This window comes from Methylocella sp. (assembly GCA_037200525.1).
Lineage (GTDB): Bacteria > Pseudomonadota > Alphaproteobacteria > Rhizobiales > Beijerinckiaceae > Methylocapsa.
On the sequence record JBBCGG010000001.1, the window covers coordinates 3,557,102 to 3,569,226 of the forward strand.

Genomic DNA, 12,125 nt, shown 5'->3' on the forward strand with positions numbered 1-12,125 from the left:
TTTAATAGGTCCTGAGCCTAGGTCACGGCTTCCTCGATCTGGACCGCGCTTTATTCTATCGCAAGGCCGCCGGCGAACGCGAGACGAAGAAGCGGCAGCCCCCAGTTCGCTTATCCAAGCGACTCAATGCCCATTTGCGCCGCTGGCGGGATAAGGGAATTTCACGAGAATTTGCGGTCGAATGGTATGGGGAACAGATCGGAAGGGTGAACAAGGCGTTCTCCCGCGCCGTTGCCGATGCTGGGCTTGGCCAAGATGTGACGCCGCACGTCCTGCGGCACACGGCCGCGACTTGGTCAATGCAGAACGGCACCGACCTTTGGGAAGCCGCCGACTTGCTCGGCATGACGGTCAAGACGCTCGAGCGAGTTTACGGCCACCACCATCCGAACTATCAAAAGGACGCGGCGGATAATCTCAGCAAATCTCCTGGACGAGCCGTCCGCACAGATACCGCACAGAAATCACGTGAACAAACAGGGACAAACGCGAACAATCCAAAAAAAAACAGTCGATAATTCATATACTTACGGAAGCCTAACGCGTTCGGGACGAGGGGGTCGGAGGTTCGAATCCTCTCACTCCGACCAATTAAATCAACCACTTAGCCATCACCATGAAAGACAAAAAAGACGCGGTGGACCTTTGGTGGACCGCTGGTGGACTTTCGGTGGACTAAATTCAGGCAAAAAAGACCGCCGCGGTGCCGCGGGACGCCAGGGCCCCGGGGAAAGCGTCGTTGCGTTAGTCCCCCGCCGCTGAACGGCGCGCAGATCTGAGCATGGCAAGAGCCACTCCCAACCATCGGCTATTTCGATTTCGACGCACACAACTTTCCCAACGAAATGGCTTCATCCACGTCCCGCACGACCGGCAACTTGTTCGCTCGGGATGCGGCGGCGCCACGTTTGCGTCATGCCCAACTGGCGGCGGACGTCGCGCCTGGAAATGGGAAAACTTCTCATGGGCGCTGGGCAGAAAATGGATGAGGCATAATAATCGGGCCAGAAAAGCGGCCGCAAGAAATTTGGCCAGGATTGGAAGGAATATTGTTAGGCTCGTGAGCTGCAGCGCCGGGAGAGGATAGGCCTGGAGGAAGCGGAATTGCGCCGCTGCTGATAGCAACTTGCCAAGAGGCGGTTCGCAAAATGCGCATATCGATCATGGGAATCGGCTCACGCGGCGACATTCAACCTTCGCTCGCGCTCGCCCAAACTCTCGCGCGCCGAGGACATAGCATCAAGGTCATCACGCATCCCTGTTTTGCCGATCTCGCTGCTGGCCGGGGATTTGATTTTATGCCCTTGGCGACAATGGAAGGCGGATTTGCCGGGCTAAAGCGAAGAAAAAGCTCCATCAAAGCTCTTCGTTCAATCAACGAGTTTTGGGACGCGATCGATCCGGCGAAGCGCTATTACCTCGAGTGGAGCAGGCAATTTCGTGACCTAGCGGCAGGATCTGATTGCGTCATCGGAACCGTGCTCGCCGCTTTCTTAGCCGCCACTATGGGTAAGCATTGGAAAATCCCCTTCATTCAGGCGTTTTTTCAGCCAATGATGCCCACACGGGCCTTTCCGAGCATTTTCTTATCCAACTTGCCCTTCGAGCTCCCTCGCGCCTACAATCGCATTTCCCATCAGGCCGTAAACCAGATTCTGTGGTCTGTGCTGCGCCCTTTTGCTCGTCAAAGTCTGCGCGAAGTTTGGCGCGATGATGAAACGCCTTGGCGCAGCCCGATACGCCCGATAGGGGATCCACAGCGACCAACCCTGATGGGGTTTAGCCGCTATGTCATTCCGCCGCCAGATGATTGGGATCCATCGGTTGAGATCACCGGCGCTTGGTTTTTGGACAGGCCGGATGGGTGGCGACCGCCTGATGGCCTCACGGCTTTCATCGAAGATGGACCGCCGCCGGTTTACGTTGGGTTCGGCAGCATGAATGTCAAAGATCCAGCGAAGATCGCCTCAATCGTGCTTTCCGCAATCGCCAAAACTGGCAGTCGGGCCGTCATCAGCGCCGGGTGGGGCGGTTTTCGGCCAACCGAATTGCCCTCCGGGGTTTTTGCTGTTGAAGACGTGCCGCATGACTGGCTTTTCCCGCGCATGGCTTCGATAGTCCATCATGGCGGCGCGGGGACAACCGCGGCCGCGCTCCGCGCCGGGCGTCCATCCGTCATTATCCCCTTTTTCGCAGACCAGCCATACTGGGCTTCTCGTCTGCGGGACCTTGGGGTAGCGCCCGCTGCACTGTCCTATCGCGAACTAAATGAAGCAGCGCTCACCGAGGCGGCAGCACGCTGCTTAAAGGATCAAGACATGCGGGCGAGAGCCGCGCGCCTCGGCAAACTCATTGAAGCGGAAAATGGCGTCGAAAGAGCAGCCGATGTCGTCGAACGGATCGTCCGCAGCGCTCAGCCGTCCTCAGTCGGCGCCTCTATCAGCGGCTGCTCGGGAGATTAGGAATCCAAATTCGATGCTTACGCGCGCGGAAAACTACGCGCGCGCGGAAAACAATGCGGCGCAGCCCACAATCTCGATTGAGACCGATCGGAAGCGCTGACCAAGAGCGCGGCGTAGGCCATCGACGTCGTCGCTCTCATTCGAAAATATCCCCTTCCCATTATAAATTTCCATGAGGCGAATTGCAGTTCGGCTCCGAGCGACGCCGCCTTGCAGCAAGGTCGAGCCGAATACGACGGCCCCCGGATTCATCAGCGCCTTGAGATGATCGAAAGCCGCCGACTTCGAGTCCATGGAGCCCGGAAGGCAGTGAAGGAGATAGTTGACGCCTATGGAGTCGAACTTCGCCCCATCTATCGAGATTAGCTCAAGGACATTTCGGATATAGGTTTCGGGCTTGTATCGCGCAATTCTGCGAGAAGCGAAGTCGAGCGTGTTCTTATTGAGATCCATCAACGCGATGCGCGGCGCGGTCGACGGAAATTGGCAGCGATCGAGGTAATAGCCAGTTCCCACCCCGACATCCAGATGATTTGCGGTGACGTGCTTGTTGTAGTGCTCTACGAGGCGCGGAGTGGGGCACTTCCAAATCAGACGATTGGAAATGGCAAGCACGACAAAATCGTAAAGCGCGAGCTTGCGCTTTGTGTAGACAGCCTGTCCTGCCGCTATCTGCTCGGAACTAACGCTCATAGCTTGCCTTTCCTGCGACTGCTGCGAAGCATGCTCTGTCATCCATCTCGTAGAACCACCATCGGGAGCGGTAGGCCTTATAGATCAAGGAGCAATCAGCGTCACGCCGCCTAAAATCGAATGATGGCATGAGTTGCTTTCGGTTTCTTGACCGATGTCTCGCCAGCATGAAACGCTAAAGCGTTTCTCGCATCACCCTTCAAGTCTGGAGAGGATGATGTCTGGCGCAATGCCGTGTCTGGCGAATTCTTTCACGAGTTCAGCTTCCGAAAGAGCCGCGTGGATTCCCGTGCGCACCAATGCGGCCACGGCGCCAAACCGATGGGCGCCGACGATGTCATGTTCCACGCTGTCTCCAACGCATAGAATTTCGCCTGGGTCGGGCGAGCCGACAAGCGAGGCCGCAGCGGAGTAGATGGCGGGGAAAGGCTTGCCAATCCAAATAACCGTTCCCCCAAGTCTTTCATAAAGCTCAGCGATCGCGCCGGCGCCGGGAACGGCGCCATTCAAGCCCAACATGCGCTTGTCCGGATTTGTACAGACGCAGGGTACGCGCCGCCGGGCCGCTGGCGCCAAACGCGCCGCATAATCTTCAAGACCTATGCGGTCTGCCTGGCTGCCGCTGATGACGACGAGATCGGCTTCATCGCCACTCTCGGTTGACGCAAGCCCGACGCTGTCGGCAAGCTCATGCTCATCGGACGAGGAGATTGTCATGCACCGCATCGGCGCCCTGAGCCGGATCGGCGGATCAGCGGCCTGAAGCATCATTTTCGCGACATCGCCCGAGGTCAGAAAGTGGTCATAGAGATCGCGCGAAAATCCCAGTTTAGCCATCCGCAGCGCATTCATTTGACCGGGGCGCCCGGAATTGGAAACGATGACGACTTTTGTTCCCCGCTTCCGCAAGGTCTTCAGAGCCGTGACAGCGCCCGGATATGCCCGATAGCCATCATGAAGCACGCCATATTGATCAAGAAAGATAATCTCGAAGGCTGCGGACAATGCGGCGAATAAAGATAAGCGCTTCATGTCATGACGCCTTCATGCGCGCAAGCACGGGTCGCGCAGCTCCATCGCAAGGCTTCGACACATTGCGGGCGCGCTTGAAATTCTGGATCGATTCTGATTGCCTTCGTCATGGCTGTTTGGGGCCGCCGTCGGAAAGCCATTGCTCGAAAACCGAGCGCTGCCCCGCCGTAAGATGCAGGCCATGTTTGGTGCGGCGAGCGAGAATGTCATCCGCCGTCAAAGCCCCCTCCTGATCGATTAGAAAGCGAGCCTCGCGCTCGTAAAAAGTCCCCCCGAAATAATGGCCGAGATCGCCGGCAGACGCCGCGCCGTGCAACAACGTTTGGGCGCGCGTACCATAGCGGCGCGCGTAACCGAGGGCCACGTCTGCGGGCAACCACGAGTAGCTTTGCTTCAAAGCGATGAGCATCGCATCAAAGTCGGCTCCAGGCATTTCTCCCCCTGGAAGCCCGGCGTTCCGCGTCCAGGCCGGCCCCATGGTGGGGAAAAACTTTCTGAGCTTCTCGAGGGCATGCTCGGCAAGCTTGCGATATGTCGTGATTTTACCGCCGAAGATCGAAAGCATCGGAGCCGCGCCATTTGGCGCATCGACATCGAACACATAATCTCTGGTTACAGCGCTCGGATTGGCTGCCTTATCGTCATAAAGCGGGCGAACGCCTGCAAAAGAATGCAGGATGTCGACTGGCGTATGCTGGGTCTTGAAGTAACGGTTCACGGCGCCGAGCAGATAATCCGCTTCATCCAAACTGATTTTCACATCGCCGGCGGCCCCGTCAAATGAAATGTCCGTGGTGCCGATCAGGCACAGATCGCCCTCATATGGGTTGACGAAGATCACCCGCTTGTCAGGGTTTTGGAGAAGATAGGCCTGATCGCCCTCCCAGAATTTCCGCATGATAATGTGGCTGCCCTTGACAAGCCGCACCCTGTTTCCCGCATGGCCTCCCGCTCTGCGCAGGACATCCTCAACCCAGGGACCCGCTGCATTGACGATCACTTTTCCGCGCGCCATCAATTGCTCGCCGGTCACGCTATCTTGAAGATCTACAGACCATAGGTCGCGCTCTCGCCTCGCCGCCAAAAGAGGCGTTCTTGTCTTCACAACGCCGCCGCGCTTTTGCAAATCAAGCGCGTTGAGCACGACCAGTCTCGAATCATCAACCCAGCAATCCGAATATTCGAAAGCCTTGCCGTAGCCCGCGCAAATTGGCCGCCCTTCCGGCGCTGTGGCAAGATCAAGGCTTCGCGTCGGGAGCAGCTTCTTGCGGCCGCTCAGATTGTCGTAGAGAAACAGGCCGAGGCGTATCATCCAGGCCGGTCGCTGATCGGGACTATGCGGCAACACGAATCGCATGGGCCAGATGATATGCGGAGCGACATTAAGCAAAACTTCGCGCTCGATCAGCGCTTCGCGCACAAGGCGGAATTCATAATATTCGAGATAGCGCAGACCTCCGTGCAGGAGCTTTCCCGAACGTGAAGAGGTGCCTTGCGCAAGATCATCCTTCTCGCACATCAGAACGGAAAGGCCGCGCCCCGCAGCGTCCCGGGCGATGCCCGCTCCATTGACGCCGCCGCCCACCACGATGAGATCGAATGATCCTAGGTCCAGCATATCCGCGATCTCTGTTCCTCATTGGATTGGCCGCCGATAAAACCGGCTTCGATTAGCATAGATTAAGGGGCGGCTTCCCAGCGATGTATCGGCGCACCTCTTCCGCTGCGGCCTCGGCGGCAAATTTCACTGTCTTCACTGAAGTCCCCGCGATGTGCGGCGTCAGGGTCACATTGTCGAGACGAAGCAGCTTTCAACTGGCCGGCGCGGGCTCAACGCCAAAGGTTTCTATGGCCGCAGCGCGCAGATGCCGGCTCTTTCATCAGGTTAAGGCGGCCGGGGGCGGCGACAATGAACTATGCATGGAATTCGCGTTTCGCGAGCGCGAACCCGCGGACCGCAACGTGGTTCCGATGATCAAGGAATTTAGCGGAGTTCTGGAAACCTTACGTTGATGTTGGACGGCGAGGCCGAATGCCCCGGCCCCGGCGCTTCAATTCAGCGGCTCCGGCTGCAGGCCGAAGGTAATCTCAGCGCCAAAAGTGCGTGCGGCCCCGGGCGGCGGCTTCGGGAACGGCGCCGCTCTTGCGACCAACGCAACGCTTTCGATGTCAAGATCCGTGTCGCCGCTTGTTTGGAGGAGTGTAACATTGGTCAATTCGCCATCTTCATTGATGGAGAAACCGACCACAGCTTTTCCCGACGCGCCGCGGTCGCGCGCGCTGTGCGGATATTGTTTGGCTCGCTCCAAAAGGCCGAACACGATCTCTTTATAGCTCATCGGTTCATCGCCGTTTTCCGTCGGCAGCGGAACGGCGACGGCGCGGAAGTGATCCGGCCCGAAATCATAGGGCAGCGGCAGGCCGTTCAATTGATTGCCTGCGGTCTTGGCGGCTTCCTCGTCGAGCGCAGCCGATTTTGATGCATTAGTCTCAAAGGCCTCCTTCCGCGCCTCCAAGGCCTTTGCCTGTTCCTGCAAAGCCTCTTTCTCCGCTTCCAGAGCCTGTTTCTCCGCCTGCAACGCCTCTTTCCGCGCCTCCGCCGCGGCGGCTCTCGCCGCAGCCTTCGCCTGCGCCGGAGAGGGTTTTTTCTCGGCATGTTTCGACTCCGCCGCCTTTTGTTCGGCGGCTTTTTGTTCGGCGGCCTTCTGCTCCGTTGCTTTCTGTTCGGCCGCTTTCTCCTCCGCGGCCTTGGCTTCGGCGGCCTTCTGTTCCGAGGCTTTCTGCTCGGCCGCCTTCTCCTCCGCGGCCTTGGTTTCAGCGGCCTTCTGTTCCGAAGCTTTCTGCTCGGCCGCCTTCTCCTCCGCGGCCTTGGTTTCAGCGGCCTTCTGTTCCGAAGCTTTCTGTTCGGCCGCCTTCTCCTCCGCGGCCTTGGCTTCGGCGGCCTTCTGTTCCGAGGCTTTCTGCTCGGCCGCCTTCTCCTCCGCGGCCTTGGTTTCAGCGGCCTTCTGTTCCGAAGCTTTCTGTTCGGCCGCCTTCTCCTCCGCGGCCTTGGCTTCGGCGGCCTTCTGTTCCGCTGCTTTCTGCTCGGCCGCTTTCTCCTCCGCGGCCTTGGCTTCGGCGGCCTTCTGCTCTGCTGCCTTCCGCTCGGCCGCCTTATCCTCCGCGGCTTTGGTTTCGGCGGTTGGCTTCTGCTCCTCAGCCTGCTTTTGATCTTGCGGTTTTGCCAAAGGCGGCAAAGTTTGCGCCTTTTGCGTTTGTTTTTCTGCTGCGGCCGGAGGGGAGTCCTTTGGCGCGGCGGGGGGAGGCGGCGGCGGCTCGATTACTACCTCCACCGGCGTTTCGTTGAATCGTTCGGGCGTTTGCAACGGCGGCTCGAGCAATACGAGCGCCATCAGTATGCACGCATGCGCCGCCAGCGAGACCCCGACGAGCCATAGCAAAAAATGGCGATTTCTTCGCTCCAGAGCGGTTTGGTTGGTCTGCGGGGCGACGACCCTCTCTTCGTCATCGGCGACGAGGTTTGGGCTTCCCTCTGGCCGGTCGAGACCTTGCCGATCTGGAGCCCGCAGGTCAGCATAAGGCGCATCAAGTTTGCGCAGCGCCACAGCTGGATCTCGCAAGTCCGAGGGCCGCAAATCTGGGTTCTGCGAATCGGGATTCGGCAAGTCTCTGTTCCGAAAGTCGGGCGTCAACTCCATGGCGTTCAGCGCTGCCTTTACAACGGTCTATTCCTTCCACCGGAGCACATCCCGAAAAGAAGGTTTTTCCGATCCATCATGCCTCGAAACTAAGGGATAGAGAGCATTAGAGCCATCATGCTCGTTCTCGGCGTTTCAACGCTTAATCCTATCCAAGACGCTTGCCATGCGGACTTGCGAGTTTGGCCGCATCGCCGCAACTGAAATCGGCGTGGCGAGAATAACTTTAATCTGAAACCATCGCGGCTTCCCCGCTTACCTTAACGTAAACTGTCAGCTGGAGAAATTTGCGCTCTGTCTGCATCATGGCCTGACGCGCGCCCTGGTCCGCTCGCGGCGCGCCCCTTCCGCCGCCTCGACGATAGCGAGCGCCGCCTGGAACGCAGCTTCGACATCGAGCCCCGTCGTATCCAGCAAGACGGCATCCTTAGCCGCCTTCAGCGGCGCCGCGGCGCGGCTCCGGTCGCGCTCGTCGCGCTTGCGAATATCATCGAGCACGGCGGCATAATCGGCCTTCACGCCGGCGTTTCTCAGCTCCAGGGCTCTCCGGGTCGCCCTCGCTTCATCGCTCGCCGTGACAAAGATCTTAAGGCATGCCTCGGGACAGATCACCGTGCCTATATCTCGGCCATCGAGCACCGCTCCGCCGGGACGACGGGCGAAACTGCGCTGCATTTCGGTCAGCGCGGCGCGCACCTCGGGGATCGCGGCGACGACTGAAGCCGCCTCCCCCATGTCGCGGCCGCGCAGCAACGTCTCGTCGAAATCGGTCAGGGCGAGGCCCCGCGCGGCAAAAACCGCAGCGGTGCGATCGGAAAGACCATGACCTTGATCCAGCAAGGCCCGCGCGGTGGCGCGATAGAGCAACCCTGTGTCAAGGTGCGGCAACGACAAATGCCGCGCCAGGCGACGCGCTAGAGTGCCCTTCCCCGATGCCGCTGGGCCGTCGATGGCTATGATCATGCAAAACGCCCCCCAAGGCGCTCCATGAGGTTCTTGAACGTCGGAAAGCTGGTCGCGATCATGGTCCCGTCATCGACCGCGATCGGCTCAAGGGATGCCAGCCCAAGACACAGAAAGCTCATCGCGATGCGATGGTCGAGATGAGTCTTGACCAAGCCGCCGCCCCGGACGCCGCCGCCGCGTCCCTCGACGACAAGATCATCGCCTATGATTCGCGGATCGAGGCCCGCCTCCCGCAAGCCGGCTGCGACGGCCTCGAGTCGATCGCATTCCTTGACCCGCAGCTCATGGAGGCCGCGCATTCTCGTCTCGCCCTGGGCGCAAGCGGCGGCGACGGCGAGGATCGGATATTCGTCGATCATTTTTGGCGCCCGATCGGCCGGAACGTCGACGCCTTTAAGATCGGCGGCGCGAACTCGCAGGTCGGCGACCTCCTCGCCGCCTTCCTCGCGGCGATTGATGATTTCAATATCGGCGCCCATTTCGATCAGCGTCGTCAGCAGACCCGTGCGCAGGGGATTCATCATCATCGCCTCGATGACGATATCCGATCCCGGCACGATCGTCGCGGCGACCAATGGAAACGCGGCGGAAGACGGATCGCCCGGCACGGCCACCGGCGCGGGGCGCAGCTCGGGTCGGCCTTCCAGCGTAATTTTGCGCCCATGCGCCCCAAAAGCTTCGACCTTAACCGCCGCGCCGAAATATTTGAGCATTTTTTCCATATGATCGCGGCTCGCTTCCGGCTCAATCACCACCGTGCGCCCAGGCGAATTCAGCCCGGCGAGCAAAACCGCCGATTTGATCTGCGCCGAGGCCACCGGCGAATGATATTCGATGGGAATTGGCTCGCTGACGCCCTTCAGCACGATCGGGCAACGGCCGCCCTTCGCCTCGGCCAAAACCTCGGCTCCCATCAAAACAAGCGGATCGAGGATGCGTCGCATTGGCCGTTTGCGCAATGATTCGTCGCCGTCGAACGAGGCCGTGATCGGATGGCCGCCGACAACGCCCATCATCAGCCGCATCCCGGTGCCCGAATTGCCGAAGTCGAGCCCCTCGCGCGGCGCCAGCAAGGAGCCGATTCCGCAGCCCCGCACCCGCCAGCGCCCGTCGCCCAGCCGCTCGACGCCAGCGCCGAGAGCGCGGCAGACCGCTGCGGTGCGAAGCACGTCATCACCCTCGAGCAGACCCTCGATGTTGGTTTCGCCGACGCTGAGCAGGCCGAGAATCAGCGCCCGATGCGATATCGATTTGTCTCCCGGCGGCTTGAGGCGACCGCGCAACGGCCCGCTCCGCAGCGCCGTGAGGCGGCCTGGCGCGATCTCCTTGAAGGCCTGTTTTGCTGAATTGTCGAAAGAAGACAAAAAAAATCCCTCAAGTTGGCGCTGCGTTGTCGCAGCGCTGGTAGCATGCCGCTCGGCGCTTTGTCATCAAAGTCGGGCCTGCGGCTCAACTTCCATTTGACACGCGGCCTTTGCATGACTAACCGGACCAAAAGTTGCGACGGCGGCCCACCGCCAGAAAAGCTTCCGTCCCTGCAAGAGGTAAGTCCGTGGCGAAACCAGAACTTGGCAATAAACATCAATGTCAAAATTGCGGTGCAAAATTTTTCGATCTTAACAAAAATCCTATCGTATGCCCAAAATGCGGCACGATATTTCAGGGCGCGCCGGTTTCCCGGGCCGCTCAGCGAGCCGCTGCGGTTGAGGACGAGGAAGTCGATCCCGTCGTGGGCGCGGAACTCGTCTCGCTCGAGGATGCCGACGCCGGCGATGATAAAATCGCCGCCGTCCCGGACGATGACGTCGAAATCGAAGTCGCTGACGACACCTTCCTCGAGGAAGAGGAGGAAGATGGCGACAGCGTCGTCGATCTTATCGACGGCGATCGCGAGGACGACGAGGAACGCTGATGTTTCGCTTGTGCGGCGCGGGAGATGCGGTTATACAGCGCGCCTCCCCGCCGTTCATCCGGCGGCGGCGCGGTTCCGATCGCGACCTAAGTCCGGCCCAAGCGGACAATAGGAAAATTTGCGCTGGTTGCGTAAAAAGTTGGGGTCATAGCTCAGTTGGGAGAGCGCTTCAATGGCATTGAAGAGGTCGTCGGTTCGATTCCGTCTGGCTCCACCATCACGCATCAATCAGTTCAATAAGTTATCGTGAACCCAACCCAGATCTTTGTCTCAGTCCTGGTTCCCGATACCAAATCGATACCACCGGAGGTAACTAGTTTAAGACCGGCGGCTGATTGGCGGAAACGATGTTTGCAGCAGTTCGGTGTCTTAACGTCCAGACCGGCGTGCCTGCGCATCCCAGGATGGTCCGCGCGGCCGTTCCAACGCGGGCCAAGTTTCCCATCAGCTTGAAGCGCAGCATCGCATGCAGGGTATGTCGGCTAGCCTAAAACCCGTGGTGGTAGCGATAATATCTAAAGAGACCGACCTAGGCAGTAGTGACGAATTACCTGAGCATGATAGCAATAGCGGCGAGCAATACGAAGCCTCGGTAGTTTGCGAGGAGCTTGTCGTATCGGGTTGCGACGCGCCGGAACTGCTTCAGTTTATTGAAGAAACGCTCGACGAGATTGCGCTCCTTGTAGAGCGCCTTGTCGTAGGGGAGCGGCGCGCGGCGATTGGATTTTGATGGGATCACCGGCTCAGCCTCACGCATAAGAACAGCCTTGCGCAAGTGATTGGCGTCATAACCTTTATCGGCGATGATCGCATCGGCCGCAAAGCCTTCGATCAGGGCGTGCGCTTTTGTGATGTCGTTGCGCTGCCCAGGTCCGAGAAGGAGCCGAACGGGGTTGCCGAGTGCGTCTGTCGCGGCGTGGATTTTGGTGCTCAAACCACCGCGAGAGCGGCCCAGGCCTTGGGCATCCGCCCCCCTTTGGCGATCCTTGCGCCGGCCGCGTGCTGATGGGCGCGCACGATTGTTGAGTCGATCATCAGCCATTCGAGATCGGCCTCGGCGGTGAATGCCTCAAGAAATCCGTCCAAGGCGCCGCGCTCGATCCAGCGATAGTAGCGGCGTTTCACCGCCTGATGGTCGCCGAAGCGTTCGGGCAGATCGCGCCAGCGGCCGCCCGAGCGGGCCATCCATAACAGCGCGTCGACGAAGCGTCGATTGTCGCAGCGCGGCCCGCGCTGGCCGGCTCTTCCGCCTGGCACAAGATCACAAAGCCGCTCCCATTGATCGTCTCGCAGCGCATCGACATCCCGAATCATCAAGGCTGATCTCCAAAAATCAGCCTTGAATCATGGAAAGATCCTCGC

General features: G+C 59.5%; 9 protein-coding genes, 1 tRNA gene and 2 pseudogenes. 4 read left to right on the top strand and 8 right to left on the bottom strand.

Annotation, left to right across the window (positions count from 1 at the left end; all coding sequences use genetic code 11):
- The first annotated feature begins 206 nt into the window (after positions 1–206).
- Together WDN46_17585 and WDN46_17590 are read left to right on the top strand one after the other, a co-directional pair.
- Positions 207–518 (top strand): tyrosine-type recombinase/integrase, encoded by a 312-nt coding sequence (locus WDN46_17585; protein ID MEJ0095155.1) that lies wholly within the window; start codon positions 207–209, stop codon positions 516–518.
- A 630-nt stretch (positions 519–1,148) separates the two neighbouring features.
- Positions 1,149–2,462 carry a glycosyltransferase gene (locus WDN46_17590; GenBank protein ID MEJ0095156.1) on the top strand — a complete coding sequence of 438 codons (1,314 nt, stop codon included), beginning with the start codon at positions 1,149–1,151 and terminating at the stop codon, positions 2,460–2,462.
- A 33-nt stretch (positions 2,463–2,495) separates the two neighbouring features.
- Here WDN46_17590 and WDN46_17595 read toward each other — a convergent pair whose 3' ends face one another.
- The 7 genes and pseudogenes from WDN46_17595 to aroA form a co-directional block, all read right to left on the bottom strand.
- Positions 2,496–3,155, bottom strand: coding sequence for a class I SAM-dependent methyltransferase (locus tag WDN46_17595; GenBank protein MEJ0095157.1), 660 nt, complete (start codon positions 3,153–3,155; stop codon positions 2,496–2,498).
- 192 nt (positions 3,156–3,347) lie between these two features.
- Positions 3,348–4,187: a TIGR01459 family HAD-type hydrolase gene (locus WDN46_17600; GenBank protein ID MEJ0095158.1), complete on the bottom strand. Its 840-nt coding sequence runs from the start codon at positions 4,185–4,187 to the stop codon at positions 3,348–3,350.
- 106 nt (positions 4,188–4,293) lie between these two features.
- On the bottom strand, positions 4,294–5,805 hold the full coding sequence (locus WDN46_17605; GenBank protein MEJ0095159.1) for a glycerol-3-phosphate dehydrogenase: 1,512 nt from the start codon (positions 5,803–5,805) through the stop codon (positions 4,294–4,296).
- A 52-nt stretch (positions 5,806–5,857) separates the two neighbouring features.
- A pseudogene (locus tag WDN46_17610) lies at positions 5,858–6,061 on the bottom strand (NAD(P)-dependent oxidoreductase).
- 177 nt (positions 6,062–6,238) lie between these two features.
- Positions 6,239–7,852 carry a TonB family protein gene (locus WDN46_17615; GenBank protein ID MEJ0095160.1) on the bottom strand — a complete coding sequence of 538 codons (1,614 nt, stop codon included), beginning with the start codon at positions 7,850–7,852 and terminating at the stop codon, positions 6,239–6,241.
- A 336-nt stretch (positions 7,853–8,188) separates the two neighbouring features.
- On the bottom strand, positions 8,189–8,848 hold the full coding sequence (gene cmk, locus WDN46_17620; protein ID MEJ0095161.1) for a (d)CMP kinase: 660 nt from the start codon (positions 8,846–8,848) through the stop codon (positions 8,189–8,191).
- On the bottom strand, positions 8,845–10,173 hold the full coding sequence (gene aroA / locus WDN46_17625; protein MEJ0095162.1) for a 3-phosphoshikimate 1-carboxyvinyltransferase: 1,329 nt from the start codon (positions 10,171–10,173) through the stop codon (positions 8,845–8,847). Before aroA ends, cmk begins: the two co-directional genes overlap by 4 nt.
- Before the next feature lie 230 nt (positions 10,174–10,403).
- On the opposite strand from aroA, the gene WDN46_17630 reads away from it, so the two are divergent.
- Together WDN46_17630 and WDN46_17635 are read left to right on the top strand one after the other, a co-directional pair.
- The gene (locus WDN46_17630) at positions 10,404–10,763 is read left to right on the top strand and encodes a TIGR02300 family protein (protein ID MEJ0095163.1); all 360 of its coding nucleotides are present in this window, start codon (positions 10,404–10,406) and stop codon (positions 10,761–10,763) included.
- A 141-nt stretch (positions 10,764–10,904) separates the two neighbouring features.
- Positions 10,905–10,980: transfer RNA gene (locus WDN46_17635), tRNA-Ala, on the top strand.
- A 330-nt stretch (positions 10,981–11,310) separates the two neighbouring features.
- Here the strand turns inward: WDN46_17635 and WDN46_17640 are convergent.
- Positions 11,311–12,077, bottom strand: a pseudogene (locus tag WDN46_17640) (IS5 family transposase).
- Between the last annotated feature and the right edge of the window lie 48 nt (positions 12,078–12,125).

Excerpts from the sequence above, each read along its gene's own strand:
- WDN46_17590 (MEJ0095156.1), top strand. The coding sequence starts at position 1,149 with ATGCGCATATCGATCATGGGAATCGGCTCACGCGGCGACATTCAACCT.
- WDN46_17595 (MEJ0095157.1), bottom strand. The coding sequence starts at position 3,155 with ATGAGCGTTAGTTCCGAGCAGATAGCGGCAGGACAGGCTGTCTACACA.
- WDN46_17600 (MEJ0095158.1), bottom strand. The coding sequence starts at position 4,187 with ATGAAGCGCTTATCTTTATTCGCCGCATTGTCCGCAGCCTTCGAGATT.
- WDN46_17605 (MEJ0095159.1), bottom strand. The coding sequence starts at position 5,805 with ATGCTGGACCTAGGATCATTCGATCTCATCGTGGTGGGCGGCGGCGTC.
- cmk (MEJ0095161.1), bottom strand. The coding sequence starts at position 8,848 with ATGATCATAGCCATCGACGGCCCAGCGGCATCGGGGAAGGGCACTCTA.